29 protein-coding genes are annotated in these 25551 nt (G+C 65.8%); 19 read left to right on the top strand and 10 right to left on the bottom strand.

Annotated features, from left to right (window positions below; all coding sequences use genetic code 11):
• Positions 1-89: 89 nt before the first annotated feature.
• The gene (locus FOB72_RS21615; RefSeq protein WP_150374757.1) at positions 90-971 is read right to left on the bottom strand and encodes a LysR family transcriptional regulator; all 882 of its coding nucleotides are present in this window, start codon (positions 969-971) and stop codon (positions 90-92) included.
• Positions 972-1100: 129 nt separating this feature from the next.
• Here FOB72_RS21615 and FOB72_RS21610 point away from each other — a divergent pair, with 129 nt between their 5' ends.
• The 4 genes from FOB72_RS21610 to pcaD are packed head-to-tail and all read left to right on the top strand — an operon-like array spanning position 1101 to position 4339.
• On the top strand, positions 1101-2222 hold the full coding sequence (locus FOB72_RS21610; RefSeq protein WP_150374756.1) for a muconate/chloromuconate family cycloisomerase: 1122 nt from the start codon (positions 1101-1103) through the stop codon (positions 2220-2222).
• Positions 2223-2276: 54 nt separating this feature from the next.
• A complete protein-coding gene (gene catC / locus FOB72_RS21605) occupies positions 2277-2555 on the top strand; it encodes a muconolactone Delta-isomerase (protein ID WP_150374755.1) in 279 nt (92 codons plus the stop codon).
• A 40-nt stretch (positions 2556-2595) separates the two neighbouring features.
• Entirely contained in the window at positions 2596-3573 is a 978-nt protein-coding gene (locus tag FOB72_RS21600) for a tripartite tricarboxylate transporter substrate binding protein (protein ID WP_150374754.1), read from the top strand.
• A complete protein-coding gene (gene pcaD / locus FOB72_RS21595) occupies positions 3563-4339 on the top strand; it encodes a 3-oxoadipate enol-lactonase (protein WP_150374753.1) in 777 nt (258 codons plus the stop codon). The genes FOB72_RS21600 and pcaD overlap by 11 nt, the downstream gene beginning before the upstream one ends.
• 71 nt (positions 4340-4410) lie before the next feature.
• On the opposite strand, the gene FOB72_RS21590 is transcribed toward pcaD, so the two are convergent.
• Positions 4411-5334: a sterol desaturase family protein gene (locus FOB72_RS21590; protein WP_150374752.1), complete on the bottom strand. Its 924-nt coding sequence runs from the start codon at positions 5332-5334 to the stop codon at positions 4411-4413.
• A 310-nt stretch (positions 5335-5644) separates the two neighbouring features.
• Between FOB72_RS21590 and FOB72_RS21585 the strand changes: the two genes are divergently transcribed.
• Positions 5645-6694 carry a porin gene (locus FOB72_RS21585; RefSeq protein ID WP_191002373.1) on the top strand — a complete coding sequence of 350 codons (1050 nt, stop codon included), beginning with the start codon at positions 5645-5647 and terminating at the stop codon, positions 6692-6694.
• Between the two features lie 118 nt (positions 6695-6812).
• Positions 6813-7619, top strand: a complete 807-nt coding sequence (locus tag FOB72_RS21580) for an IclR family transcriptional regulator (RefSeq protein ID WP_150374751.1) — start codon at positions 6813-6815, stop codon at positions 7617-7619.
• 65 nt (positions 7620-7684) lie between these two features.
• Here the strand turns inward: FOB72_RS21580 and FOB72_RS21575 are convergent, their stop codons facing one another.
• Genes FOB72_RS21575 through FOB72_RS21560 form a run of 4 tightly spaced genes read right to left on the bottom strand, consistent with a single transcriptional unit; the run spans position 7685 to position 10702 of the window.
• Positions 7685-8404: an SDR family NAD(P)-dependent oxidoreductase gene (locus FOB72_RS21575; protein WP_150374750.1), complete on the bottom strand. Its 720-nt coding sequence runs from the start codon at positions 8402-8404 to the stop codon at positions 7685-7687.
• Positions 8401-9366 (bottom strand): Bug family tripartite tricarboxylate transporter substrate binding protein, encoded by a 966-nt coding sequence (locus FOB72_RS21570; protein ID WP_150374749.1) that lies wholly within the window; start codon positions 9364-9366, stop codon positions 8401-8403. The genes FOB72_RS21575 and FOB72_RS21570 overlap by 4 nt, the downstream gene beginning before the upstream one ends.
• A 43-nt stretch (positions 9367-9409) precedes the next feature.
• Positions 9410-10162, bottom strand: a complete 753-nt coding sequence (locus FOB72_RS21565; protein WP_150374748.1) for an SDR family NAD(P)-dependent oxidoreductase — start codon at positions 10160-10162, stop codon at positions 9410-9412.
• A 12-nt stretch (positions 10163-10174) separates the two neighbouring features.
• The gene (locus tag FOB72_RS21560; protein WP_150374747.1) at positions 10175-10702 is read right to left on the bottom strand and encodes a 2,4'-dihydroxyacetophenone dioxygenase family protein; all 528 of its coding nucleotides are present in this window, start codon (positions 10700-10702) and stop codon (positions 10175-10177) included.
• 157 nt (positions 10703-10859) lie between these two features.
• Between FOB72_RS21560 and FOB72_RS21555 the strand changes: the two genes are divergently transcribed.
• Both FOB72_RS21555 and FOB72_RS21550 read left to right on the top strand, forming a co-directional pair.
• On the top strand, positions 10860-11798 hold the full coding sequence (locus FOB72_RS21555) for a LysR family transcriptional regulator (protein ID WP_150374746.1): 939 nt from the start codon (positions 10860-10862) through the stop codon (positions 11796-11798).
• 127 nt (positions 11799-11925) lie between these two features.
• Positions 11926-12195, top strand: coding sequence for a hypothetical protein (locus tag FOB72_RS21550; RefSeq protein ID WP_150374745.1), 270 nt, complete (start codon positions 11926-11928; stop codon positions 12193-12195).
• A 65-nt stretch (positions 12196-12260) separates the two neighbouring features.
• Here FOB72_RS21550 and FOB72_RS21545 read toward each other — a convergent pair whose 3' ends face one another.
• Positions 12261-12629: a response regulator gene (locus FOB72_RS21545; protein WP_191002372.1), complete on the bottom strand. Its 369-nt coding sequence runs from the start codon at positions 12627-12629 to the stop codon at positions 12261-12263.
• Positions 12630-12924: 295 nt separating this feature from the next.
• Here FOB72_RS21545 and FOB72_RS21540 point away from each other — a divergent pair, with 295 nt between their 5' ends.
• Both FOB72_RS21540 and FOB72_RS21535 read left to right on the top strand, forming a co-directional pair.
• A complete protein-coding gene (locus FOB72_RS21540) occupies positions 12925-13539 on the top strand; it encodes a response regulator transcription factor (RefSeq protein WP_223851739.1) in 615 nt (204 codons plus the stop codon).
• Entirely contained in the window at positions 13536-14471 is a 936-nt protein-coding gene (locus FOB72_RS21535) for a sensor histidine kinase (protein WP_150374742.1), read from the top strand. Before FOB72_RS21540 ends, FOB72_RS21535 begins: the two co-directional genes overlap by 4 nt.
• On the opposite strand, the gene FOB72_RS21530 is transcribed toward FOB72_RS21535, so the two are convergent.
• Positions 14420-14614, bottom strand: coding sequence for a hypothetical protein (locus FOB72_RS21530; RefSeq protein WP_150374741.1), 195 nt, complete (start codon positions 14612-14614; stop codon positions 14420-14422). The two genes, FOB72_RS21535 and FOB72_RS21530, sit on opposite strands and share 52 nt — an antisense overlap.
• 226 nt (positions 14615-14840) lie before the next feature.
• A complete protein-coding gene (locus tag FOB72_RS21525; protein ID WP_150374740.1) occupies positions 14841-15179 on the bottom strand; it encodes a hypothetical protein in 339 nt (112 codons plus the stop codon).
• A 196-nt stretch (positions 15180-15375) separates the two neighbouring features.
• Here FOB72_RS21525 and FOB72_RS21520 point away from each other — a divergent pair, with 196 nt between their 5' ends.
• From FOB72_RS21520 to FOB72_RS21480, 9 genes are all read left to right on the top strand, one after another.
• Entirely contained in the window at positions 15376-15948 is a 573-nt protein-coding gene (locus tag FOB72_RS21520; RefSeq protein WP_150374739.1) for a TetR/AcrR family transcriptional regulator, read from the top strand.
• A 37-nt stretch (positions 15949-15985) separates the two neighbouring features.
• On the top strand, positions 15986-16867 hold the full coding sequence (locus FOB72_RS21515) for an NmrA family NAD(P)-binding protein (protein WP_150374738.1): 882 nt from the start codon (positions 15986-15988) through the stop codon (positions 16865-16867).
• A 120-nt stretch (positions 16868-16987) separates the two neighbouring features.
• Positions 16988-17425, top strand: a complete 438-nt coding sequence (locus tag FOB72_RS21510; protein ID WP_150374737.1) for an auxiliary protein of the heavy metal cation-transporting efflux system HmyCBA — start codon at positions 16988-16990, stop codon at positions 17423-17425.
• Between the two features lie 169 nt (positions 17426-17594).
• Positions 17595-18944, top strand: a complete 1350-nt coding sequence (locus FOB72_RS21505) for a TolC family protein (protein WP_150374736.1) — start codon at positions 17595-17597, stop codon at positions 18942-18944.
• A gap of 2 nt (positions 18945-18946) precedes the next feature.
• Complete coding sequence (locus FOB72_RS21500) at positions 18947-20101, top strand: efflux RND transporter periplasmic adaptor subunit (RefSeq protein ID WP_150374735.1); 1155 nt, start codon at positions 18947-18949, stop codon at positions 20099-20101.
• Positions 20102-20107: 6 nt separating this feature from the next.
• On the top strand, positions 20108-23224 hold the full coding sequence (locus FOB72_RS21495) for an efflux RND transporter permease subunit (protein ID WP_150374734.1): 3117 nt from the start codon (positions 20108-20110) through the stop codon (positions 23222-23224).
• Positions 23225-23295: 71 nt separating this feature from the next.
• Entirely contained in the window at positions 23296-23652 is a 357-nt protein-coding gene (locus FOB72_RS21490; protein ID WP_150374733.1) for a DUF2880 domain-containing protein, read from the top strand.
• A 100-nt stretch (positions 23653-23752) separates the two neighbouring features.
• Entirely contained in the window at positions 23753-24247 is a 495-nt protein-coding gene (locus FOB72_RS21485; protein WP_150374732.1) for a DUF1579 domain-containing protein, read from the top strand.
• Positions 24248-24310: 63 nt separating this feature from the next.
• Entirely contained in the window at positions 24311-25207 is an 897-nt protein-coding gene (locus tag FOB72_RS21480) for a hypothetical protein (RefSeq protein ID WP_150374731.1), read from the top strand.
• A 21-nt stretch (positions 25208-25228) separates the two neighbouring features.
• Here FOB72_RS21480 and FOB72_RS21475 read toward each other — a convergent pair whose 3' ends face one another.
• On the bottom strand, positions 25229-25507 hold the full coding sequence (locus FOB72_RS21475; protein ID WP_223851738.1) for a hypothetical protein: 279 nt from the start codon (positions 25505-25507) through the stop codon (positions 25229-25231).
• Positions 25508-25551 lie beyond the last annotated feature (44 nt).

Genomic DNA, 25551 nt, shown 5'->3' with positions numbered 1-25551 from the left:
TCCCGGTCGCAAGGGACGGGGACGTTGTCCATCGTGGTCGATCACGGACCAGGCGTCTTCCATAAATCCGCGCTAGTGCCGTTTCCGCACTAGCCGTGCAGCCGCTCCCGCACCCAGGCCAGCGTGCGCGCCAGATGCGGCGACGTATCGCCCGCGCGATAGCTCATGATCACGGGCGACAGAAAGCCCGGCGCTTCGATGGGTATGTATCGCACATCGTCGCGATGCAGCCGCTGCACCGACGCGGGCACGAGCGTCATGCCGAGGCCGGACGCCACGAGGCCCAGCGCGGTCTGGAGTTCGTTGGCTTCCTGCACCACGCGCGGCTGCAACCCCTGCGCGCGGAACAGCGACAGCACGTGGTCCGCGTAGCTCGGCCGTGGCCGGGCGGGGTAGAGGATCAGCGGCTGACGCGCCAGATCTTCCGCGGTGGGCGGCGCCTTGGGTGGCGTGGCGGCAATGGGGATGGCCGCAACCAGGGTCTCCGACATGACGACCTGCTGGACGATCGCGGCATCGTTGAATGGCAGTCTGCCGAATGCGAGGTCGATGCGCCCGGACTTGAGCGCCTCCACCTGCTGCACCGTGATCATCTCGGTCAGGCCGACCTCCACGTCGCCATCGTTCTCGCGGAGCTCGCGAATCAGTTCCGGCAGCACGCCGTAGAGCACCGACGGCACGAAGCCGATATTGAACCAGCGCTTCTCGTTGCGGCCGATGCGTCGCGTGCCTTCCAGCGTTTCCTCGAGCCGCTGGGTCAGTTGCAGCGACTGGTCGAGCAGGAAGCGGCCCGCCTCGGTCAGCCTGAGGCCGCGCGCGACGCGGTCGAACAGCGCCACGCCCACTTCTTCCTCGAACTGGCGGATCTGGCGCGATAGCGGCGGCTGCGCCATATGGAGCTTCTCTGCCGCGCGCGTCACGTTGAGTTCCTGCGCGACGGTCTGGAAATAGCGGAGGTGGCGGAGTTCCATGGCGGAGGGGGTATGCCGAGGCATACCTTCAGGGTATGAATCGAGACATCTTCGGTCTTGGACGCCCGTCGCGTCAAGGTCCATACTCGGTGCAACGCATGAATACGCATGTTTACGGATGGAGAAGGTATGACAACGACGATCACCGCCGTCGAAGCGATTCTGGTCGATCTGCCGACGATCCGGGCCCACCAGCTGGCCATGGCCACGATGCAGCAGCAGACGCTGGTCATCGTGCGCCTGCGTTGCAGCGACGGCGTAGAAGGGATCGGCGAGGCCACGACGATCGGCGGCCTGTCGTACGGCGAGGAAAGCCCGGAAGGCATCAAGCTGACGATCGACACCTACCTGGTCCCCGCGCTGATGGGGCAGGACGCCGCCAACGTCCATGGCGCGATGGCGCGCCTGAACAAGGTGGCGCGCGGCAACCGGTTCGCCAAGTCCGCGCTGGAGTCGGCCATGCTCGATGCCCAGGGCAAGCGCCTGGGCGTACCGGTGGCCACGCTGCTCGGCGGCGCGGTGCGCGACACGCTGCCCGTGCTCTGGACGCTGGCCAGCGGCGATACGGGCCGCGATATCGAGGAAGCCGAGCGTTTTCTCGAAGAACGCCGCCACAACACGTTCAAGCTCAAGATCGGCCGCCGCGCCGTGCGCGACGACGTGGCGCATGTCTCGGCCATCAAGCGCGCGCTGGGCGACCGCGCGCGCGTGACCGTCGATGTCAATCAGGCGTGGAACGAGGCCGAGGCGGCCACCGGTATCGCGGCGCTGGAGGCCGCCGGCATCGATCTGATCGAACAGCCCACGCCGCGCGAGCACCGCGCCGCGCTGGCACGTCTGGCCGCGCGCTTCGTGGTGCCGATCATGGCCGACGAAGCCGTGACCGGCCCCGAGGATGCGATGGAACTCGCGCGCCTTGGCGCCGCCGACGTATTTGCGCTGAAGATCGCCAAGTCCGGCGGCATCTTTGGCATGCTGCGGACTGCGGCGGTGGGCGACGCGGCTGGCATCGCGCTCTATGGCGGCACGATGCTCGAAGGCGCCGTGGGGTCCATTGCCGCGGCGCATGGGTTCTGCACGCTGCCGCAGCTGGCCTGGGGCACCGAGCTGTTCGGTCCGTTGCTCGTCAAGGACGATATCGTGACCGAACGTCCGGTGTTCCGGGACTTCGCGCTGCATCTGCCGCAGGGGCCGGGTCTTGGTCTCGCCATCGACGAGGACAAGCTCGCGCACTATCGCCGCAAGGCCTGACCTGTCAACGCCACCCACGCAACGCCACCAACGATCGACCAAGGAGACTATCCCATGCTGTTCCTCGTCAGGATGGATGTACAGGTGCCGCAGCACCTGCCCGCCGACACGTTCGAAGCCATCAAGGCGCGCGAGAAGGCCTACGCGGAGGACCTGCAGCGGCAGGGCAAGTGGCAGGCGCTATATCGCGTGGTGGGCGAGTACGCGAACTACAGCGTGTTCGACGTGGAGTCGAACGACGAGCTGCATGCGTTGCTGTCCGCGCTGCCGCTGTTCCCATACATGAAGCTGCATGTGACGCCGCTCGCCAAGCACCCGTCGTCCATCCGCTGATCGCGGACCCCGATAACCATTACAACAAGGAACGGAGACAATGAAGTCCTTGCTGCCCTCGCTGGCGACCCTCGCCGTAGCGACTTCGGCGGTGTTCGCCGCCGCCCCCGCGCATGCCGCCTATCCCGACCACCCCATCCGCTGGATCGTCCCGTTCCCCGCGGGCGGCGCCATGGACAATATCGCGCGCACGCTCGGCGAGGACATGTCGAAGTCGCTGGGGCAGGCCATCGTGGTGGAGAACCGTCCCGGCGCGGGCGGCAATATCGGCGCGGAGCTCGTGGCGCGCGCGCCGGCCGACGGCTACACGCTGATCATCGTGGCCAATGGCATGGCCGTTAACCCCGCGCTGTACGGCAAGCTCAGCTACGATCCGATCAAGGATTTCGCGCCGGTGTCGCTGCTCGCGGTGGTGCCGAACGTGCTGGTCACCAGCAAGGCGAAAAACCCCAGCAAGACCGTGGCCGACGTCATCGCCAGCGCGAAGGCGAAGCCCGGCAAGTACACCTATGCGTCGGCGGGCAACGGCACGTCCATCCATCTGGCCGGCGAGCTCTTCACGTCCATGGCGCATGTGGACCTGCTGCATATCCCTTACAAGGGGTCGGGCCCGGCCATGACGGATCTGCTGGGCGGGCAGGTGGACTACATGTTCGACAGCATCACGTCGGCCAAGCCCCATATCGATAGCGGCAAGCTCACGCCGATCGCCGTGACCACGAGCGTGCGGTCGTCCGCGCTGCCCAATGTGCCGACGGTGGCGGAGGCTGGCGTGCCGGGCTACGAGCTGTCGCCGTGGTTCGCGACGTTCGTGCCCGCGAAGACGCCGCAGGCCGTCATCGACACGCTCAACCGCGCGATGCTCGAATCGCTGAAGAAGCCCGCGGTGCGGCAGCGGCTGGCCGGTATCGGCGCGGAGCCGATCGGCAGCACGCCCGCGCAGCTCAAGGATCATCTGGCGAAGGAGACGGCCAAGTGGGGCGCACTGATTCGCGAGCGGGGGATCCATGCCGATTGAGCCCACGCGTCGGCTGCATTACGTCATCGAGGGAGAGGCCGGCAAGCCCGTCCTCGTGATGTCGAATTCGCTGGGCACTACGCTCGAGATGTGGGACCCGCAGATGACCGCGCTGACGTTGCACTACCGCGTGTTGCGTTACGACACGCGCGGTCATGGCCGCTCGGCGTTGCCCTCGGCATCGTTCGGCATGGCCGAGCTCGCGGCCGACGTCGTCGCCATCATGGATCATGCGGGCATCGAACGCGCGCATTTCTGTGGGCTGTCGATGGGTGGCATGACGGGGATGTTCCTTGCCAGCTGTCACGCCTCGCGCTTCGGCCGCTTCGTACTGGCCAACACCGCGGCGTTGATCGGGCCGGAGACGGTCTGGAACAATCGCATCGCGACGGTGGAGCACGACGGCATGGGTGCGATCGTCGATGGCGTGCTCGCGCGCTGGTTCACCGAACCTTACCTGCGCGCGCATGGCGATGACATCGCGCCGGTACGGCGCATGCTGGAGACCGCCAGCGTCGCGGGCTATACGGCCAATTGCGCCGCGGTGCGCGATGCCGATCTGCGTGGGCTGCTGCCGTCGATCGACGCGCCGGTGCTCGTGATTGCCGGCGAGCAGGACCTGGCCACCACCGCGGCACAGGGGCGTGAGGCCGCGGAAGCGATTCCGGGCGCGCGATACGTGGCGCTGCCCGCCGCGCACCTCTCGAACTGGGAGGTGCCCGAACCATTCGCCGAACACGTCGTCAGGTTCCTGCGCGGACGTTAGTGGCGGACGCTGGTCGTTAAGCCAGAACGGGCAGCCATCGCTGCCCGTTTCCTCATTACATTTCCTTCCGCTCAGCCGGCGCTTGCCGCCATCTCCTGCTGCTGCTGCTGTTGCTGATGCTGCTTGCGCAGTGCCTCGGTCGTCGTGCCTTCGCCGTTCGGTGCCCAGCCCGGCGGCATGGTCAGGTAGCCGATCGCGTTCAGCATGCTGCCCGCATCCTTCATGTCCTTGCCCAGGCTGATCCAGTGTTCGAACTGGTTCACAAGCGGGTTGTGCGTCGTCGTCGGGTGGACCAGGCCGAAGCGGCAGGGTTCGTCTTCCCGTTCTTCCACGTAGGTGCCGAACAGCCGGTCGAAGACGATCAGCACGCCGCCGTAGTTGGCATCGAGGTAATCGACATTCGAAGCATGGTGCACGCGGTGGGCCGACGGGGTATTGAACACATACTCGAGCCAGCCCAGCTTGGGGATCCACGTGGTGTGCAGCCAGAACTGGTACAGCAGGTTCAGGCTCAGCGTGGCCAGGACCACTTCCGGGCGCACACCGAGGAAGACCAGCGGCGCGAAGAAGACGGCGGTGCCCGTGATCTTGCCGGTCCAGCCGAGGCGGTACGCGGTGCCTAGCGTCAGCTCGTTGGGCGAGTGGTGCACGGCGTGCGTGGCCCAGAAGAAGCGGATGCGGTGCGAGGCGCGGTGGTACCAGTAGTAGCAGAACTCCTGCCCGACGAAGAGCAGCAGCACGGCCAGCGCGCTGTTGATCTCGACGGTGAAGAGGCGGTGCTGCCAGGCAAACGCGAAGATCGGCGTGGCCAGCGAGAGCGGCAGGAAGGCCATCAGCTTGCGGCCGACCATGTCGGCGAGGGACAGGCCCATCTCGTGCCAGTGGTATTCCCTGCCTTCGCGGCGTGCCTTGCGCGCCAGAAAGAAGGCCTCTGCGAATGAAGCCGCCACGACGATTCCCGTGACGAAGAACGCGATGTAGTGAAGGTTTTCCATGATCGTTTCCGGTGGTTGAGCGATGACGTGTGTGCGTCGGTGAGCCAACTGTAGGAGCCGGTCAGGGCGGGGGCCATCTGGCAATTATGTCGACCGATGTCATGGCCGGACGGTGAAACACCGCGACATATCTCCGCGTTCTCCGTTTGACGTTTCGAACGACCGCATGCTCGAAACGTCACTCAGTGTGTATTTTGTGATACAAATACACACTTCAATATGACATCGCTCGCTGGAACAATCTGCCTCGGCATTGACACATCCGCGATCAATCAGCGGTTGGCGGCCACCACTAGGGGAAACCGAGAGCATGAAGAGAGAGCTGGTAGCAGTGGCCCTGGCGGGCCTGGGTTGTCACGCGTATGCGCAGACGTCCGTCACGCTGTATGGCGTGGCCGACGTGGGTGTCGAGTTCGTGAATCATCAGAAGGGCGCTGGCAACAGCGTGGTGCGGATGCAGTCCGGCAATCTGTCGGGGTCGCGCTGCGGGCTGCGCGGTGCCGAAGACCTGGGCGGCGGTCTGCGCGCGGTCTTTGCGCTGGAAAGCGGGTTCAGCATCGATGACGGCAAGAGCGGGCAGAGCGGTCGCCTGTTCGGCCGTCAGGCATGGATCGGTCTGGACGCGTCGCAATTCGGCACGCTGACGCTGGGTCGCCATATGACGCCGATGTATGACATCGGCGTGCAGTACGACCCGATGGGCATCTCCACGCGTTACTCGATCGGCGTGCAGGACGACGTGTTCCAGTCCCGCGCCGACAACTCGCTCAAGTACACGGGCAGGTTCGGCCCGGTCACGGCCAAGCTGCTCTACAGCTTTGGCGCGGACGGTACGTCTGGCGTGAATGGCGAAGTGCCGGGCAGCCCGAAGGTCGGCCGCGAATACGGCGCGAGCCTCGCGTACGAGAGCGGTCCGCTGGCCATCGCGGCCGTGTACGACGAGCAGGACGGCAAGACCGTCGCCACGAAGGACGATCACACGCGCAAGGCCGCGCTGGTCGGTACCTACGTGATCGGTCCGGTCAAGTCGTACCTCGGATACCGCTATGGCCGCATCCATACGGCGCCGAACGCGGCCACCTCGTCGAACCTGTACTGGGCCGGCGCCTCGTGGGATATCACGGCCGCATGGTCGCTGACCGGGGCCGCGTACTACCAGGACTTTCGCAATTCCGGCGCCGATCCGTGGCTGTTTATCGTGTCGGCGGACTATGCATTCTCCAAGCGCACCGACGCCTATCTGAACCTTGCCTACACGCGCAACAAGGATGGATCCGATCTGGGCACCGGCGGCTTCGGCAGCACCGTGCCCGGCAAGAACCAGACCGGTGTACTGATGGGCATCCGTCACCGTTTCTGACAACGATCGCCACGCACTTTCCTTGTCCTTTGAACGCCGCGGCATGGCGCCCCGGCGTTTTTTTGCGTCCGCATGCGCGATAATGGCTGCCTGTCCACCGACATCCACGCCATTGCTCATGACCGCTTCCTCTCCCGCCAAGGTCGCCGGTACCGCCGCGTTCTCCAAGTTCATGGTGGTGCTGCAGCAGGTCGCCGATGCCGAGGAGCCCGTCACCATCGCGTCGCTCGCGCGCGACGGCGAATTTCCGCGTCCTACCGTGTATCGCATCGTCGCGGCGCTCGTGGCCGAGGGCATGCTGCGCGAGAATCCGCGCGACAACACGCTGTCGCTGGGGCCACGGCTCATGCAGCTGGCCAGCCGCAGCTGGTCGCGTTCCGATCTGCGCGTGGCGGCCGTGGAGGCGCTCAAGACATTGCGCGATGTCACGGGCGAGACCGTGCATCTTGCCGTGCCCAATGGCAACACGATGATCTACATCGAGAAGCTCGAGAGCCCGAGCGCGGTGCGCATGGCGTCGCGCATCGGCACGTCGGTGTCGATGCATTCGACGGCGGTGGGAAAAGCGTATCTGTTCGCGCTCGCGCAGGATGCGCTCGATGCATTGATCCCGCAGCTGGAGTTCAAGCGCTATATGCCGAACTCGATCGGCGACGCGAAGACCCTGCGCGCGCAACTGGACGCGTTCCGCGCGCAGGGGTGGTCGGTCGATGACGAAGAGAACGAAGCGGGCATCCATTGCTTCGGCGCGCCGATCGTCGACGCACAGGGCCGCCCGATCGCGGCGGTCAGCGTGAGCACGCTACGGTTCCGCCAGAAAGAGGACCCGGTGGCGGCCTACGTGACACCGCTGATCGCGGCCTGCCGGGAGATCGGCTTACGCGTCGCGGAAACCCCGGCCCTGGCCGGTGGCCGCGACGTTTGATTACCTGCTGGTTCAGGTTTTCTCCCCTCTCCCTCGGGGAGAGGGGCCGGGGGAGAGGGCGCCCTTCAACTCACCATATACCCGCCATCCACCGGCAATATCACCCCCGTAATAAACCCCGCCGCCGGCGCACACAAGAACGCCACCGCCTGCGCCACATCCTCAGGCGTGCCCCAACGCCCCAACGCCGTCCGCTGAAGAATCGGCTCCGCGCGAGACGGGTCGTCCTGCAGCGCCTGCGTCAGCGGCGTCGCAATCCACCCCGGCGCCACCGCGTTCACGCGAATGCCATCGGCCGCATACGCCAATGCCAGCGACTTGGTCAGCTGCGCCACACCGCCCTTGCTCGCCGCATAACCGGGCACCAGCGCGCCGCCGAAAAAGCTCAGCATCGACGCCGTATTGACGATCACGCCCCTGCGCGCCGCCAGCAACGGGCGCGCCGTCGAGCAGATGCGCATCGTGCCCGTGAGGTTGACGTCCAGCACCTGTGCGAACACATCCACGTCATGCTCGTTCCCGCGACGAATGATGCCCGCGCAGTTGACGACGATATCGAGCCCGTCGAATCCGCCGATCAGCGCGGCCACGTCGGCGTCCTGGCTCACGTCGGCAATCTGGATATCGATCGACCCATCGAGCGATCCATCGCCCCGATCGATCCCCGTGGCCGTCACGCGGGCACCGAGGCTCGCGAGCCGGTTGGCGACCCCCGCGCCGATGCCCTGCGTGGCGCCCGTGACCAGCGCGCGTTTGCCCGCAAACAGGTTGGCTTCGAATGTCATGGATTCAATCCCAGCTTGGCGATCAGCGCCTTGAAGTAGGCATCGTCCCTGGCAATCGCGGCCCGGAACTCGTCCTGGTCCGCATAGGCAAAGCCGAGGTTCTGCTTGTCCATCATCTCGCGCAGCGCGGGTTCCGCGGCGGTCTTCGCGGCCGCCGTGCGCAGCACGTTGATGACCTCGGGCGGCGTCCCCTTCGGCGCGCCAATCCCGCGCCACGTGCCGATCGACAGATCGACCTTGCGCTCCTTGAGCGTCGGCACGTTCTCGAAGCCCTTCACGCGCTGGTCCGCCATCACGGCAAGCGTCTTGAGCTTGCCGGCGGACACATACGCATAGACCTCCGCGGGGCTCACCGTCACCGCATCGATATGTCCGCCGAGCAGCGCGAGCACGGCGGGATTACCGCCCTGAAACGGAATATGGTTGAACCTGGTACCAGTCTTGTCCTCGAGCGCCGCCGCGGCCAGATGCCAGATCGAGCCACTGCCCGCATTGCCCACGCGCATGCCGCCGGGGTTCTTGCGCGCGGCATCGAGGAACTGTTCCACCGTGGTGTACGGCGAATCGCTGCGCACGGTAATCGCCGACGGATCGGCGTTGAGCCGCGCGATCGGCGTGAAGTTCTCGTACGTGAGCTTGGTCAGACCCAGGTGCGGCACGATGGTCAGGTCGGCCGTCAGCAGCGACAGCTTGTAGCCGTCCGCCTTGGCGTTGGCCACGTCGGCCCACCCGATGGACCCGCTCGCACCGGGTTTGTTGACCACGATCACGCTCTGCGGCAGATGCTTGCGCGAAGACTCGCCAAACGCGCGCGCGAGCGCATCGGTGCCGCCGCCGGCCTGGAACGGCACGACGAGCTCGACGCTATGGGTCGGGTAGCTCTGCGCCTGCACGGTCGGGCCGGCAACGCAGGCGGCGGTCAGCGCAATGCCGCAACCTAGGCGGAACGCGAGAGTTTTCATGAGGCTTGTCTCCTGTCTGGTCTATTTTTAGGGCACTACGAAATCAATAGGTCGCGCGGCCTCCGGAGAGGTCGAACACCGCGCCGGTGTTGAACGAACACGACGCCGAACACAGCCACAGCACCATCTCCGCCACCTCGTCGGGCTCGCCGAGCCGATGCATCGGGCTCTTGTCGATCATCGTGCGCACATGCGCGGGCGACATCTGCTCGAGCAGGCGCGTGCGTACGGCCGCCGGGGCAATCGCATTGACGAGCACGCCTTCCATCGCGAGCTCCTTGCCGAGCGACTTGGTCAGCGCGAGCACGCCAGCCTTGGCCGCGCTGTACGCCGACGCGTTGGGCGTGCCTTCCTTGCCCGCGAGCGAGGCGATATTGACGATGCGCCCGTAGCCCGCCTGCCGCATGGCGGGCACCACGGCCTGGCACGCATGGAACACGCCGACGAGGTCGATCTCGACGATGCGCTGCCACTCGGCGGGGTCGTACGCATCGAGCGGTACGGTCGGTCCCGCGTAACCCGCGTTGTTGACGAGGCAGTCGATGCGTCCCCAGCGCGAGAGGGCGGCCGTCGCGGCCGCGCGCAGCGTGTCGGGCCGGGTCACATCGACGGCGCTGGACAGGCCGTCGCCGGTATCGTCGAGCGCGTTCGGCAGATCCCAGACGATCGCGGTCGCGCCATGCGCGCGCAGCTGCGCAACGATTTCCGCGCCGATCCCCGCCGCGCCGCCCGTGACCACGGCCACCGTGCCGGAGAAGTCGTAGCGCGCGTGGGGGCCCCTTGGCGTCGCGTTCATCGGACTGCGCCGCTATCGAATGAACTGGTTGGCATAGTCGGCGCCGAGGCCCACGGCTTCGAAATGCTTGCGGCACATCTCGATCTTCGTGAACACGTCCTCGTACCCCATGCCCTTGCCCCACGGGTCGGTGTAGTACATGACGCCGTTCACCTGAAAATACGTGATCATCTCCTCCACATCGGGCGGCACATAGAGCGTGTGCGTCTCGCCGGGCGGCTCGAACACGTAGCTGCCTTCGACCGCTTCCCAGTCATGCTCGAGATACTTCCAGCGCCCCTTGAGCACGAAGCCATGCACGGCCTGCGGATGGCGATGGCGGCTCAGCACGCCGGACTTCCGCACGCGCAGCAGATTCATCCAGTAGCCCTGGCTCGCGTTGAGGCACAGCGGCCGGAACCACACATTCTCGGCCTGCGGCACCCACAGGCGCTCGTCGGTCGGGATGGCCTGCGGCACGACGATCTCGGGCAACGCATCGGGCGGGTTCGGATACTGGTAGGGCGTCAGCGGTTCTGTGTCGGGCGTATCGAGCGGCATGGGAATCTTCCGTTGTCCATATTATGGAATACTTAACTACAATATGGACTTATTGTAGAGTCGCGCCGACACGCTTGTGGGATAGGACTTTCCCTAGCCGGAATCGACGCCCTGCGCGCTATAGTCACGCATCATTCCCAACCCTCAGTTGCCAAACATGGACAAGGCGCGCGTACTGACACTGTTCCTGGGCGTGGTCCGGGCCAAAAGCTTCGCGCAGGCCGCGGTGGAAGCCGGCGTCACGCCGCAGGCGGTCAGCAAGGCCGTGCGCACGCTCGAGGACGAACTCGGCGTGCGGCTGTTGCATCGGACCACGCGCAAGCTGAGCCTGACGACCGAAGGCGCGCGATTGTTCGAACTGGCCGATCCGGGCATGCGGCAGCTCGACGAAGCGCTCGAACAGGTGCGGAGCAGCCGGGCCGAGGACGACGGCATGCTGCGGCTGACCGCGCCGCATTCGGTGGCCGTGCGCGTGCTGGTGCCGCTGATCCGGCAGTTCCGGCAGCAGTATCCGGGCATCACGTTCGACGTCGTGGCCAGCGATCTCTTTACCGACCTCGTGGAATCGCGGATTGACGTGGGCTTCCGGGCCGGGACCAGCCCGGGCCAGAACCTCGTGGCCCGCAAGCTCTGCGATCTGCCGCTGCTGATCTGCGCCTCGCCCGAATATCTGGCCCGGCATGGCGAACCGAAGCGCGCCGAGGACCTGCAGCGGCACCAGTGCACGGGCTTCCGGCGGCCCGTCACGGGCCGGACGATCCCGTGGGAACTGACGATCGATGGCGATCTGGTCTACCTCGAGGTGCCGGCCGTGGCGACCTTCAACGATGTGGAGACCGAGATCGAAGCCGTGCGCGCGGGCATCGGCATCGGCCAGCTGTCCGCGTACATGGTGCAGGAGGATCTGGCGGCGGGGCGGCTCGTCGCGATTCTGCCGCAGTACGACAGCAACAACGTCGGCCTCTACATGTACTACCCGCATCGCACCCATATGCCCGTCCGCGTGCGGCGCTTTATCGATTTCGTCGTGGCGGCGAGCGGTGGGCCCGGCGATCGGCTGCTGGGGTTGGGCGGCACGTCGATCGCCAGGCGCTGATCATCAACCATCGGTTGTCAGTGAAACGTCATTCCTGGTCCTAGTGTCGCGAGTGGGTAGCTCCTACATTGGTCTCAACGGCAACGCGCCGCAGATATCCAGTTATCCCATCCACAGGAGTTCGATCATGACGTCCCACTTCGCACGCACGCTCGTTGTAGCCACCATGACGCTGACCCTCGGCGTCGCGCTGTCCGGCAACGCCCACGCCGGGCAGGATCGCACCGGCGTCAGCGCGCCGCCGGCCCGCACGCTGCAGGTCTTCGATCATCTGGCCCGCGCCGATCGCGCGGGACCGCGCGACCCGTACACCGATGGCGCGCGCCTTCGCGAACGCAACCCGTTCGTCGATGGTGCGCGTGTCGGCCCGCGCAGTTCGTTTTCCGACGGCGCCTGACGCCTGAAGCCCGGGTCCTCCCGCACCAACGCCCCGCACGGGGCGTTTTTTCCATGCCCGCGCCCTCAGGAAGGTGAGAGCGCCAGCGCATGCTCGATGGCCCCCACCATCGCCGAGGGCAGAAAGGGCTTCTCCAGCAGCGCGGCGGCGTTCAATAGCGCGGCCCGCTGGCGGTACGTCTCGTCCGCCGCGCCCGTCATGAAGATCACTGGCATGCGAAGCCCCGCCGCCCACAACGACTCGTACAGCGCGAAGCCCGTCATCGCGGGCAACTCGATATCGGCAATGAGGCAGGTGGTGGCCGCCAGCCGCGGCGATTGCAGGAATCCGCGCGGCGTCGCATAAAGCGCAACGGGCAGCCGCAGCGAACGGATCAGCCCGCCGAGCGCGATTCTTACGCCGGCATCGTCCTCCACGACGGAGACAAGGGGCACCACAATTGACGAGTTCTGCATGGCGGCGGACGGCGGGCGACGGGCGGAGTCATGTGGTCTCAATGTATGTGCACGCGGACGCGCGGGCGCTACCACTACGGTCGGTTCGAAGTCATACCAAAGTCGCACTTCATGCGCCGAAGCACAGCTTTTTGTGGCGGGCGCCCCGCAACCGACATACATTTTCTGGATAGTCAGAAGAATATGCGCGGATTCGCCAAAGGTACGAAGGGGGTGTACTGTGACGTTTCATGCCATTCCCGCAGCGCTGTCGGACTTGGATGACGAGGGACTCGTGTTGGCTGTCGATGACGAGGCGGCCATGCGCAGGGCGCTGGCCAACCTGTTCCGCTCGGTCGGCCTGCGCTACGAAACGCTGTCTTCCGCCGAGGAATTGCTGGCGCTGACGCCGCCCGACGTGCCGACCTGCCTCGTCCTGGACGTGCGGCTGCGCGGCATCAGCGGGCTGGAGATCCAGGCGCGGCTGCGCCAGCGCCAGCATCCGATCCCGATCGTCTTCATCTCCGGCTATGCCGATTTTGCAATGGGTGTCGCCGCCATGAAGGGCGGCGCGTGCGACTTTATCGCCAAGCCGTTCCGCGACCAGGAACTGCTCGACGCCGTGCACCGCGCGCTGGAGGTGGATCGCACGCGCCGCTCGGCGGACTCGCGGGTGCGCGCGCTGCGGGCACGCTTTGCGCAACTCACGCCGCGGGAGCAGGAAGTCATGTCGCTGGCCACGGCGGGTTTGCTGAACAAGCAGGTGGCCAGCGCCATCGGCATTACCGAGGCGACGGTGAAGATCCACCGTGGGCAGGTCATGCGCAAGATGCAGGCGGACTCGTTCGCGGAACTGGTGACGATGGCCGACGCGCTCGCCGTACGCCGCCCTCGCGCACTCACCCTATGATCTGGCTGGCCATCGTGCTGGCCGTGACGACGCTGGCATTGGCCATGCGCGTGCGCGCGATGCGGCGCGAGGTCGTGCGTCAGCGCGCCGCATTCGCGCGGCTGCAGGACATGCTCGCCCATGTCAGCCGCCTGTCCACGCTGGGCGAAATGGCCGCATCCATCGCGCACGAACTCAGGCAGCCGCTCGCGGCGATCTCGCTCGATGCGGATGCGTCGCTGCGCTGGCTGTCGCACGAGACCGTGGATCTGAAGGAGGTATCGGAGGGCGTCGAACGCATGCGCGAGGAGGCGCTGCGCGCGGAGCGGGTGCTGCGCGGACTGCGCGCGCTGAGCCGGCGCACGGAGCGCGAGGTCGAGCCGCTGTCGCTGCGCTCCGCATGGGACGAAACCGTGCCGCTGGTGCCGCTGTCGCGCCTCGCGCACGCCGAGCGGATGGACGTGGATATCGCCTCATCGCTACCCGACGTACTGGCGGACCGTGTGCAAATCCAGCAGGTCATGCTGAACCTGCTCACCAACGCGCTGGAGGCGGTCGCCGCGGTGCGCACCGGACATCTGCGCATACGCGCCTACCAGTGTGGCGACCATCGCGACGCGCGCAACGGACCCGTGTGGTTCGAGATTGCCGACAACGGCTGCGGCATCGATCCGCGGCATCTGCCGCGGGTCTTCGAACCCTTCTTCACGACCCGCCCGGAAGGCATGGGCATGGGCCTCGCGATCAGCCAGCGTCTGGTGGAAGCCCACGGCGGCGCGATGACCATTCGGTCGCGGGACGGCTGGACGACCGTCGCCTTTTCCTTACCCGCGTTGCCACGCGGCCCGGCAGACCCCTCGGGGAATGCGTCCGGTGACAGGGGCGGGGAGCCGCGTCAGGCTCAGCCAGCCTTGGCGTTGCTGCCCGATGCCCTGCGGGCTTCCTGCAGCTGATGCTGCAGCTGGGCCTGTTGCACTTGCTGCTGGTGTGCATAGGTACGGGCGCGATCGATGACGGTCCAGTCGGGACCGGCAAAGGCGGAAACGGAAGAGACAAGGGCGGTGGCGCCGGCGATGGCAAGAAGAACGCGCTTCATTTTCAACTCCAGATGGGTGGGACAAGTGCTCTGCATCGAGCGATGCAATGCGTTAAGCGATGGCTTAAGAATGGTCGCTACTTGCTATTGGGTCAAAGACCCATTTCCAATGTCCGTCATAGGTTGAACCAATAGCTGTCGAGCGTACCGGTCGCGACGATACCCGACCCATCGGCGAAGGTTTCCGTGTCGTTTCAGAAGTGTTCAAAACGCCGGATGCGGCGGTTTATCTGCGGCCCGATTTCAGATTCGCCGTGTTCTGCTTCCATGCGGAGAACACGCCATCGAGGCAGTCCAGCGTGGTGCAGGCGTCGCGCTGTTTGCGGAACGCTGCCACGTCATCGTCGGTGATCTTCTGCTCGCGCAGCATGCGCTGCTGATCGGCAAAGATCCGGCGATAGCCCATCGACAGCAGCGCGTGATCGCAGATCAGCCGCTCGGCGGCCGTCGCACTGCCGCGCGTGGCGGGATCGCACGTGATATCGATGCCTTGGGATTGCGCGAGGGCAAGGGAGGGAAGGGCGAGGACGGAGAAAAACGAGAAAATCGCGAAGCAGCGTGTCACGCGGATATCGGCAGAGGCGCCAAAGATGGGCGGAAGGCGAGAGTCTACCGCCTTCCGGCCACAGATCGGTGGAGCGGAAGCGGACGTCGAATGTGCCAATCCCCATCTAAAACTTCCTTGACTTCCAAATAGATGGTGACTACCATCTAAATAAGATGGTTAGCGACCACAAACAATCGAAGGCACAGGGGCGAACATGAGAAAGTCGAAAGCGGAAACCGCGGAAACACGCCGGCGCATCGTCGAGATGGCCGCACGCGAGTTTCGGCTCAAGGGCATTCAGGCGACGGGGCTCAACGACGTCATGACACCGCTAGGCCTGACGCAGGGCGGCTTCTACCGGCACTTCGCGTCCAAGGACCAGCTGGTGGCGGAGGCCTGTACGCAGGCCATGGCCGAAGTCATTGCCGGACTGGAAGCCGCGGCGGGAAAGCAGGGCGCGAAGCCCGGCATCGCGCCGCTGGTCGATGCCTACGTGTCCACGGCGCACCGCGACACGCCGACCGGCGGCTGCCCGCTGGCCGCCATGGGCAGCGAACTGGCCCACGCGGACACGCAGACACGGCGGGCCGCCACGCAGGGGTTCGACGACCTGCGCGACACCCTTGCCAGACGCTTCGCGGACAAGTCCCCGAACGAGGCGAAATCCGCCGCCGCGTTCGCGCTGGCGGCAATGATCGGCGCGATCACGATGTCACGCGTCATTGAAGATTCCGACGCTTCAGTGGCGCTTTTGAACGATGTCAAACGGCATCTCGATGCGATTTGACGCTGTCGGACACCCATTACCTCGACAGGAGCAACTCATGGCACAACGCAAATATCTGATCACGGGCGCAACGGGCAAGACCGGTGTCCATACCATTCGTCAACTGCTGGAGCAGGGTCACGCGGTGCGCGCGTTCGTGCATCAGGAGGACGAGCGCAGTGAAGCGCTGCGCGCGCAGGGCGCGGAAATCTTCGTGGGCGACCTGCTCGAGCACGACGACGTGATCCACGCGATGGAGGGCGTGTCCGGGGCATATCTGTGCTATCCCGTGCGGCCCGGCTATATCCAGGCGACGTCCTACTTCGCGGATGCGGCCAAGCGCGCGGGCGTGGAGGTCGTGGTGGAGATGTCGCAGATCTCGGCGCGCGAGGACTCGAAGAGCCATGCGGCGCGCGACCACTGGATTGCCGAGCGCGTGCTCGACTGGTCGGGCGTGCCCACCGTGCATATCCGTCCGACGTATTTCTCGGAGTGGCTGACATTCCCGTGGGTGCGCGACCCGCTCGTGAACGAAGGCAAGATCACGCTGCCCTATGGGGACGGCCGCCACGCCCCGATCGCGGCGGAAGACCAGGCCCGCTTTATCGCGAGCGTGCTGACGCAGCCGGAAGGCCATATCGGCCGCATCTACTCGCTGTTCGGGCCGGTGGAAATGAGCCAGCAGGAAATCGCCGCCGAAATCGGCAAGGTCCTCGGCCGGACCATCACGTACGCACCGTCCACGCTCGAGCAGTACCGCGCGCATCTGGAGTCGTACAACCTGCCGGAATTCCTGATCCAGCATTTTCTGGCCACGGCGGTGGACTATCAGAACGGCATCTTCTCGGGCGTGGACGGCGTGATCGCCCAGGTGACCGGCCAGTCCCCGCAAACCGTGGCGGACTTCGTGCAGTCGAATCGGGAGGCGTTCGCAGCATAAGTCGCGGAACTCCTATGAATCTGCGGGGTCAATGTTTCGTTCGGTTACAATGCTGTGTCGCAGCAATTCGCCTGCCACGTGGTTCTCCCGTCGTAACCCCTCCAACGCGCGCCCCCATTCATGCGTTTCGTCGTCTACCTGCTGACTGCCCTGTGCCTGTCCGCGCTGTCGTTCTCGGCAGCGGCGAACGTGCGCGCGGATGCACCTGCGGCGGACGCCGTCATGGAGGCGGTGGCGCAGTCCGATGCGGTCGTGGCCACCGGGTTTTTCGATGACGGCGATGCCGCCGAGCAGATCGTCCTGCCCGGCGACGACCCGCTCGAGGTCGAGGAAATCTTCGTCGATAACGGTCCGCCGCCCGGTTACTGCAATATCTGGTCCGCGGACCTGCTCGACCCGCTGGACATGCTCGACGAGATCGAGGAGTCCAGCGCGCTGTTCGTGCTGCCGCCCGTTCCTCCCGTTCAATTCTCCGTAGCCACCTACGTGGCACCTTCCGGTGGCCGGGCTCCCAGCCGGCCGGCGAGCCTGCTCAGGCCGCCTGACGCCCTCGTCTGACGTCTTCACGGCATCCGCCGTCTGTCCGGTAACGACCGGACACGGCGGGTCGCATCCTTGCCCTTAGCGCCTGTATGGCGCCATGCTCTCGTCCTGATGCCATGGCATCCAGGGACGTCATCCGCCTTTGGCGGGCGTGGGGCAACCGTTTCGCTCGATTGCTTTCGACATGAAGAACAAGATAACGCTGACCTGGGCAGCGTCGTTGTCGCTGGTAGCCGTGTCCGCATGGGCACAGCAGCCGGCCACGACGACCGCGCCGGCCGCGGTCCGGACACCACCCGCATATACGACCCAATCGGTCACGATTTTCGATCTGCAGCAAGTGCTCGCGCTGGCGCAGTCCACCAACAAGGGCGTGGACGCCGCACAGGCCGGCGTGGATGCCGCGTCCGCGGCCATCACGTCCGCCGGCGCGTATCCGAACCCGCAGGTCGAACTGATGTACGGCCGCCTGCAGGGCCGCCAGTCCGACGTGCCGAGCGGCGCCGCGCCGACCTACGCCGTGGTGCAGAAGTTCGACTATCCGCAGCAGCGCAGCCTGCGCCAGGAAATGGCGGGCCGCGGGCTCGAGGCATCGCAGGCGCAGCGGCAGGGGTTCCGGTCGGACCTCGCGGCCCGCGTCAAGACATCGTTCTATCAGGTGCTGCGCCGCGAATCGGAGCTCAACTCCGCGCGCCAGGACCTCGAGATGATGCGGCAGATCCATTCGCGCGCCCGGCTGCGCGTGGAAGTCGGCGAGGCTCCGCGCTACGAGCTGATCAAGGCGGAAACCGAACTGCTCACCGCGCAGAAGAACATGCAGACGGCCGAGCTGCGCGTGGATCAGGCCAAGGCCGGGCTGCGCCAGCAGGTGGGCGGCGGCATGCCGTCGCTGTTCGACGTGCAGGGTACGCTCGGCACCTCGCCCACCGTGCCGGCGCTCGGCATCCTCCACGAGACGATGCTCAGCAACAACGCGGAACTGACGCAGCGCCGCATGGAACTGGAGAAAGCGCGTCTCGGCGTGGACTACCAGCGTTCGCTGCGCTGGCCCGAGGTCTCGGTGCGCGCGCAGACCGATCGCCAGCCCGACAACAAGGTGACGCAGGTCGGCCTGGTCATGACCATTCCGCTGTGGGACCGCCGCAGCGGCCCCGTGGGCGAGGCCACCGCGCAGGCCACGCAGGCGCAGACCGCGCTGGAAGCGCGCCAGTTCGAGCTCATGCAGGAACTGGACACCGCATACCGGCAATACGAGATCACGCAGGCGCAGGTCACGGCGCTGGAGTCCGGCATCGTGCGCGAAGCCGAATCCGCGCTGGGCGTGGCGGAAGCCGCGTACCGCTTCGGCGAGCGCGGCATTCTCGACTTCATCGATGCGCAGCGTGTGCTGCGCAATGCGCGGAACGAGCTTATCGCCGCGCAGTACGAGATGCAGGTTGCCGCCATCCAGATCGAAAAGCTCATGTCCGCGGCGCCCGGTAGCGTTACCGGTCCGATGCCGTCCGCGATGCCCACGTCCCAGATTCCGAATTGATCATGCGCCCCAATTTCCTTTATTCGTTCACGGCCGCCGCCGTCATGGTGCTTGCGCTGACCGGCTGCTCCAAGGAGGCGGAGACCGAACCGGCCCCGGCCAAGCTGCCGCCGGGTCTGGTCCAGCCCGAGCAGAACCTGCTGGCGACGCTCAAGGTCGCGCCCATCGCCACGTCCCCGTTCGCGGAGATGCTGCGCGTGGCCGGCCGCGTCGACTTCGACGAGCAGCGCGTCTCGCGCATCGGCGCGAGCGTGACCGGCCGCGTCACCGATCTCTACGCTATCCTCGGCCAGGAAGTGAAGGCCGGCCAGGTGCTCGCGCGCCTCCATAGCAGCGAACTCGGCGCCGTCCAGATGTCGTTCCTGAAGGCCGTGGCGCAGAGCGACCTCCAGTCCCGCAATGCCGAGCGTGCCCGCCAGCTGTTCGCGGCCGACGTGATCGGCCGCGGCGAACTGCAACGCCGCGAAAGCGAATTCGCCATCGCGTCCGCGGAAATGCGCGCCTATCGCGACCAGCTGCGCGTGCTGGGCATGTCGCCGGCCGCCATCGCCACGCTGGCCAAGAGCGGCAGCATCGACTCGTACTCGCCCGTGTATTCGAGCATCAGCGGCACCGTGGTCGAGCGCAATGTCGCGCAGGGCCAGGTCGTGCAGCCGGCGGACGCGCTCTACACCGTGGCCGACCTGTCGCGCGTCTGGGTCGTGGCCGAAGTGCCCGAGCAGCAGGCCGCGCTGGTCGCGGAAGGCCAGAGCGTGGATATCGAAGTCCCGTCGCTGGGCAACGGCAACGGTGCGATCACGGGCAAGCTGATCTACGTCGGCCGCATCGTGAACCCGCAGACGCGCACGGTGCTCGTGCGTACCGAGCTCGACAACCGCGACGGCCGCCTCAAGCCCGCGATGCTCGCGAGCATGCTCATCGCCAGCAAGGCCGTGGAGCAGCTGGTGGTGCCGGAGTCCGCCGTGGTGCGCGACGGTAACGACGAGTCCGTCTATGTGGAGATGCCCAACCACCAGTACCGCCTGACCAAGGTCAAGCTCGGCGCGGAAAGCGACGGCATGCGCGTGGTGCTCGGCGGCGTGAAGCCGGGCGACCGCGTGGTGGTCGATGGCGCGTTCCATCTGGACAACGAGCGCAAGCGCCTCGAACAGGGATAAGCCGCCATGATGACATCCCTGGTAGAAGCCGCTATCAAGCAGCGGCTGGTGGTGTGCGTGATCGCGATCGTGCTGTTCTTCTTCGGGTTGCGCGCGGCCGGCAAGCTGTCGGTCGATGCGTTCCCGGACGTGACGAACGTGCAGGTGCAGATCGCCACCGAAGCCACCGGGCGCTCGCCCGAAGAGGTGGAGCGCTTTGTCACGGTGCCGATCGAAATGGCGATGACGGGCCTGCCCGGCCTGGAAGAGATGCGTTCGCTGAACAAGGCGGGCCTGTCGCTGATCACGCTCGTGTTCACCGAGAAGACCGACGTCTATTTTGCGCGGCAGCTCGTCATGGAGCGGCTGATCGAAGTGGGCGGGCGCATGCCGTCGGGCGTGACGCCGGTGCTCGGCCCGGTCTCGACCGGTCTTGGCGAGGTGTATCAGTACACGCTGGACCGCGCGGACGACGGCGACAAGGAACTGTCGCAGGAAGAACTCTCCGAGCGCCGGATCGTGCAGGACTGGGTGGTGCGCCCGCTGCTGCGTTCGATCCCCGGTATCGCGGAAATCAACTCGCAGGGCGGCTATGTGCGCCAGTATCAGGCGCTGGTCAATCCTGACCGCATGCGCCATTACCAGATCACGCTGCAGCAGGTGTATCAGGCCCTGGCCAACAACAACGCGAACTCGGGCGGCGGCGTGCTGCCGCACTATGCCGAGCAGTACCTGATTCGCGGCGTGGGCCTTGCGCGCGGGGTGGAGGACATCCAGAGCATCGTGATGAAGGAGGTCAACGGCACGCCGGTGTACCTGCGCGATGTGGCGGAGGTCACCATCGGGCACGAGGTCCGGCAGGGCGCGCTGATCAAGAACGGCCAGACGGAATCCGTCGGCGGCATCGTGATGATGATGCGCGGCGGCAACGCCAAGGAAGTGGTCAGCCGCGTGAAGAAACGCGTGGCGGAGATCAACAGCACCGGCATGCTGCCGGGCAAGCTGCAGATCGTGCCGTACTACGATCGAAGCGAGCTGGTGGACTCGGCGCTGTGGACCGTGACCAAGGTGCTGATGGAAGGCGTGGTGCTCGTGGTGATCATCCTGTTCCTGTTCCTCGGGGACGTGCGCTCGTCGCTGATCGTGCTGGCGACACTCGTGCTGACACCGCTGCTGACCTTCATGGTGATGAACCGGATGGGGTTGTCCGCGAACCTGATGTCATTAGGGGGGCTGGCGATCGCCATCGGCCTCATGGTGGACGGGTCCGTGGTGGTCGTGGAGAACTCGTTCGAGCGATTGGGGCACGCCAAGGATAGCGGCCTGACCAAGACGGAGATCCTCGTCGGCGCGGTCAAGGAAGTGGCCACGCCCGTGATCGTCGGCGTGGGCATCATCATCCTGGTGTTCCTGCCGCTGATGACGCTGAGCGGGATGGAAGGCAAGATGTTCGCGCCACTCGCGATCACGATCTCCATTGCGCTGGCCATCTCGCTGTTCCTGTCGCTGACGCTGTCGCCGGTGCTGTCCTCGTACCTGCTCAAGGGCGGCGTGGACCACGAGACCAGGCTCATCGCGGTGATGAAGCGCGGCTACCTGCGCATGCTGCACTGGTCGCTGACCAACAGCAAGAAGACGGTGATCGGCGCCGTGGTGGGCTTCTTTGCCGCGGTCGCGATCGTGCCGATGCTCGGTACGTCGTTCATTCCGGAGATGAAGGAAGGCTCCATCGTGCCGGCGCTGGACCGCGTGCCGAACATCTCGCTCGAAGAGTCGATCAAGCTCGAGAAGGAAGCCAACAAGCTCGTGCTGTCGGTGCCGGGCGTGAAGGGCATCGTCTCCGGCGTGGGCCGCGGCGAAAGCCCGGCCGACCCGCAGGGCCAGAACGAATCGACGCCGATCGCGAGCCTCAAGGACCGCGACGAGTGGCCCGACGGCTGGACGCAGGACGATATCCAGAACGCCATCCGCGAAAAGCTCAAGGCGATTCCCGGCGTGCAGATCGTGATGGCCCAGCCGATTTCGGACCGCGTGGACGAAATGGTCAGCGGGGTGCGTTCGGACGTGGCGGTCAAGATCTTCGGTGACGACCTCGACAAGCTGCGCGAACTCGCGGGCGAGGTGTCGCGCGTGGCCGGCGGCATCAAGGGCTCGCAGGACGTGCGTATCGAGCGGATCTCGGGCCAGCAGTACCTGCAGATCGAGATCGATCGTCAGGCGATTGCGCGCTACGGGCTCAATGTCTCGGACATCCAGGACATCATCGAGATCGCCATCGGCGGCAAGCGGGCCACGGACATCTTCGAAGGCGAACGCCGCTTCGCGGCGGCCGTGCGCCTGCCCGAGGAGTTCCGCGACAACGTGCAGGCGATTCGCAATCTGCTGGTATCGTCGCCTTCGGGCGTGCAGGTGCCGCTGCAGAGTGTGGCGAAGATCGAGGTGACCGACGGTCCGGCGCAGATCAGCCGCGAAATGGCCAAGCGCCGCGTCGTGGTGATGATCAACGTGAAGGACCGCGACCTGGGCGGCTTCGTGGCCGAACTGCAGGGCGCGACGGCCAGCAAGGTCAAGCTGCCCGAAGGCTATTACTTCGAGTGGGGCGGCCAGTTCCAGAACATGGAGCGCGCGATGGGCCACCTCCAGATCATCGTGCCGTTGACGATCGCCGCGATCTTCTTCCTGCTGTTCCTGCTGTTCAACTCGCTGCGGTATGCCACGCTGATCATTCTTGTGCTGCCGTTCGCGTCCATCGGCGGGATCATCGGGCTGTTCGTCACGGGCGAGTATCTGTCGGTGCCGGCATCGGTGGGCTTTATCGCGCTGTGGGGGATCGCGGTGTTGAATGGCGTGGTGCTGGTGTCGTATATCCGCACGCTGCGCGAGTCGGGCATGTCGCTGCGCAACAGCGTGGTGCGCGGTGCAACGCAGCGGTTCCGTCCGGTGATGATGACCGCGACGATCGCGCTGCTGGGCCTCGTGCCGTTCCTGTTCTCGACGGGGCCGGGTTCCGAGGTGCAGCGCCCGCTCGCGGTGGTGGTGATCGGCGGCCTCATCACGTCGACGCTGCTCACGCTGGTGATGGTGCCGGTGCTCTACCGCTGGTTCGACGACCAGAAGCCGGAGCCGAAGGACCTCTCGGTCTGATCCCGACCGTCTCGCTATAATCTTCGGGGCCGGCGTTTCATGCGCCGGCCTTTTTCTATTGGAGTCCTGACATGACATTGGTGGCCCGCGTGCTGGCGCTCACCGCATTGCTGCTGCCCGCGGCAGCCCATGCCGTCGTCGAGTCGTCGCTCGACGGCATCAACTACGAACTGGGCCAGCGCGGCAAGCCCGAGGCTCCCGGCGCGCCCATCGCGTGCATGGATGCGGTCAAGGCAAAGCTGCCGAATCCGGAGGCGTTCCGCTGGACGCGCAGCACCACGCGTCGCGTGGCCGAAGATGCGTACAGCGTCGTCGGCAATATCGAATTCATGACGGCGTCCGGAGAGACGCGCAAGGGCGACGCGCAGTGCGACGTCATGCGCGCGCCGGGCAATACGTTTATCGTGCCCAAGATCCGGTTGCCCTAGCACCGGCCATGCAACATGACAATGTTGTCATGTTGCTGGACACATCGCCGATGGTCTCCTAGAGTTTGTGTACGCTGTACACAAATAAAGGAGATCACGCATGCAGACGCAAACGACTCAGGAACATACCTGGCTGAAGAAGCTCATCGGCAACTGGATGGCCGAGGGCGAAGCGAAGCCGGGCCCCGATGCGCCGCCCCAGAAGTGGAAGATGCCGGAGCAGGTGACCGCCATCGGCGATATCTGGGTGCAGGGCCGCAGCGAGGGCGACATGCCGGGCTGCGGACATGGCGTCATGGTGATGACGCTTGGCTACGATCCCGCCCGCAAGCATTTCGTGGGCACGTTCATCGGCTCGATGATGAGCCATCTGTGGGTCTACGAAGGCGATCTGTCGTCCGATGGCCGCACGCTGACGCTGCGCGCCGATGGCCCCGCGTTCTCGCCGGAGGGCAAGGTCGTGGAAGGCAAGATGGCGAAGTATCGCGACGTCATTGCGTTCCAGGACGACAACCAGCGCACGCTCACGTCGTTCATGCAGGGCGGCGACGGCGAATGGATCCAGATCATGCAAGCGACATATAAACGGCAATAACGCGCAATCAATCGGCCGTTCCTTCTTCTATCATCGCGTCATGCCAACTTTCCCGCCGACGGTATGCGCGTTCCGATTGCCCTGACCGCTGTCCTCATGGCCGCCTGCGCGGCGCCGTCCGTCGATCGCCAGCCCGCGCAGGAAGCGCTCGCCGGCAGCGCCAACGGCGTCTGGTGGAGCGACCCCACGCAGGTAGCCATCATTACCGACGACACGGGCAACCGGCTGCAGTCGCGCGCCAACGATGGACGCGTGCTGCCGCTGGCCACATTGCCGCCGGTGACCACGCCGCGCGGCCCGGGTCTCGGCCAGGTCGTGCGCGATGCCGATGGCCGTTATCTTGTTCCGAGGTTCGGGTTTGGCGGCGCGGGCGGCGTGGCATACGTCGATCCGCGCGGCAGCATCGATGTGGTGAAGGGACTGGCGCCCGAGCGCCGGCGCATCGGGTTATGGCCCGTCAGGACGAATACCTATGTGGTGAGCTGGTTTATCCAGCAGGAAGGCCGGGGCGATGCCAGCCGGCAGGGCGGCGTGAGCCTGCTGACGATCGATCCGAAGACCACGCCGCTGACCGGTGTGGAACGGGATCTGGTGACGGGGCTGGACAAGCCCGTGGGCGTGGCGGTGCGCGGCAACGTGCTGTACGTCGGCGACCAGTCCACGCGAAAGATCTATACGGGCGATCTGGCGCAACTGACGTCGACACCGGGCCGTGCCGATGCCCTGAAGCTGTTGGCGACGGCCGATAACGACCAGTTCACGCTGGGTGCCAATGGCGACCTGTTCACGGGGGGCCACGATGGCGCGATTCGCCGCATCTCGGCGGCGGGCGCGGTCAGCGTGTTCGCGCAGGGATTCCAGTCGATTCGTGGCGTGGCGTTCGACGCCGGCCATCGGCGCCTGTTCGCGGTCGAGTATGCGCGGGGCACCTCGACGCTGCATGTGCTGCCGGTGGATTGAAGCGGTGAATCGACGGGCGGGTCAGGCCTCGAACGGCGAGTTCCAGGCTTCGAGCAGCGCCTGGAAGCGGTCGGCCGGCGCGGGCGGGATACGCGTGCTGCGGCGGGCAGGCGGCAACGGGCGGCCGGTGAGGTTGTAATAGACCATGTTGTCGTGCGCCTCGGGTTCGTGCGGCACATGGTCGACCACGCACATCTGGCGCGCGGCCTTGAGCGCGCGTGTGGTTTCCTCCGCGGTCAGTCCGCTTGCATCGGCAAGCTGATCGCGTCGAAGCGGTCCCTCGCGCTGGAGGCCGCTCACCAGAAGATGTACGCATTCGCGCGTATTCCGTTTCATAGCAAGGA

Source organism: Cupriavidus pauculus, assembly GCF_008693385.1.
In the GTDB taxonomy this organism is placed as follows: domain Bacteria; phylum Pseudomonadota; class Gammaproteobacteria; order Burkholderiales; family Burkholderiaceae; genus Cupriavidus; species Cupriavidus pauculus_D.
The sequence above is the reverse complement of the archived record's forward strand: the minus strand, read 5'-3'. Positions and strand labels throughout refer to the sequence as shown.

Coding starts and splice junctions, on each gene's coding strand:
- FOB72_RS21500 (WP_150374735.1), top strand. CDS start 18,947: ATGCGCCCCAATTTCCTTTATTCGTTCACGGCCGCCGCCGTCATGGTG.
- catC (WP_150374755.1), top strand. CDS start 2,277: ATGCTGTTCCTCGTCAGGATGGATGTACAGGTGCCGCAGCACCTGCCC.
- FOB72_RS21615 (WP_150374757.1), bottom strand. CDS start 971: ATGGAACTCCGCCACCTCCGCTATTTCCAGACCGTCGCGCAGGAACTC.
- FOB72_RS21530 (WP_150374741.1), bottom strand. CDS start 14,614: ATGAAGCGCGTTCTTCTTGCCATCGCCGGCGCCACCGCCCTTGTCTCT.
- FOB72_RS21570 (WP_150374749.1), bottom strand. CDS start 9,366: ATGAAAACTCTCGCGTTCCGCCTAGGTTGCGGCATTGCGCTGACCGCC.
- FOB72_RS21515 (WP_150374738.1), top strand. CDS start 15,986: ATGGCACAACGCAAATATCTGATCACGGGCGCAACGGGCAAGACCGGT.
- FOB72_RS21560 (WP_150374747.1), bottom strand. CDS start 10,702: ATGCCGCTCGATACGCCCGACACAGAACCGCTGACGCCCTACCAGTAT.
- FOB72_RS21610 (WP_150374756.1), top strand. CDS start 1,101: ATGACAACGACGATCACCGCCGTCGAAGCGATTCTGGTCGATCTGCCG.
- FOB72_RS21590 (WP_150374752.1), bottom strand. CDS start 5,334: ATGGAAAACCTTCACTACATCGCGTTCTTCGTCACGGGAATCGTCGTG.
- FOB72_RS21505 (WP_150374736.1), top strand. CDS start 17,595: ATGAAGAACAAGATAACGCTGACCTGGGCAGCGTCGTTGTCGCTGGTA.
- FOB72_RS21600 (WP_150374754.1), top strand. CDS start 2,596: ATGAAGTCCTTGCTGCCCTCGCTGGCGACCCTCGCCGTAGCGACTTCG.
- FOB72_RS21555 (WP_150374746.1), top strand. CDS start 10,860: ATGGACAAGGCGCGCGTACTGACACTGTTCCTGGGCGTGGTCCGGGCC.
- FOB72_RS21535 (WP_150374742.1), top strand. CDS start 13,536: ATGATCTGGCTGGCCATCGTGCTGGCCGTGACGACGCTGGCATTGGCC.
- FOB72_RS21580 (WP_150374751.1), top strand. CDS start 6,813: ATGACCGCTTCCTCTCCCGCCAAGGTCGCCGGTACCGCCGCGTTCTCC.
- FOB72_RS21585 (WP_191002373.1), top strand. CDS start 5,645: ATGAAGAGAGAGCTGGTAGCAGTGGCCCTGGCGGGCCTGGGTTGTCAC.
- FOB72_RS21490 (WP_150374733.1), top strand. CDS start 23,296: ATGACATTGGTGGCCCGCGTGCTGGCGCTCACCGCATTGCTGCTGCCC.
- FOB72_RS21485 (WP_150374732.1), top strand. CDS start 23,753: ATGCAGACGCAAACGACTCAGGAACATACCTGGCTGAAGAAGCTCATC.
- FOB72_RS21550 (WP_150374745.1), top strand. CDS start 11,926: ATGACGTCCCACTTCGCACGCACGCTCGTTGTAGCCACCATGACGCTG.
- FOB72_RS21480 (WP_150374731.1), top strand. CDS start 24,311: ATGCGCGTTCCGATTGCCCTGACCGCTGTCCTCATGGCCGCCTGCGCG.
- FOB72_RS21565 (WP_150374748.1), bottom strand. CDS start 10,162: ATGAACGCGACGCCAAGGGGCCCCCACGCGCGCTACGACTTCTCCGGC.
- FOB72_RS21510 (WP_150374737.1), top strand. CDS start 16,988: ATGCGTTTCGTCGTCTACCTGCTGACTGCCCTGTGCCTGTCCGCGCTG.
- FOB72_RS21520 (WP_150374739.1), top strand. CDS start 15,376: ATGAGAAAGTCGAAAGCGGAAACCGCGGAAACACGCCGGCGCATCGTC.
- pcaD (WP_150374753.1), top strand. CDS start 3,563: ATGCCGATTGAGCCCACGCGTCGGCTGCATTACGTCATCGAGGGAGAG.
- FOB72_RS21495 (WP_150374734.1), top strand. CDS start 20,108: ATGATGACATCCCTGGTAGAAGCCGCTATCAAGCAGCGGCTGGTGGTG.
- FOB72_RS21575 (WP_150374750.1), bottom strand. CDS start 8,404: ATGACATTCGAAGCCAACCTGTTTGCGGGCAAACGCGCGCTGGTCACG.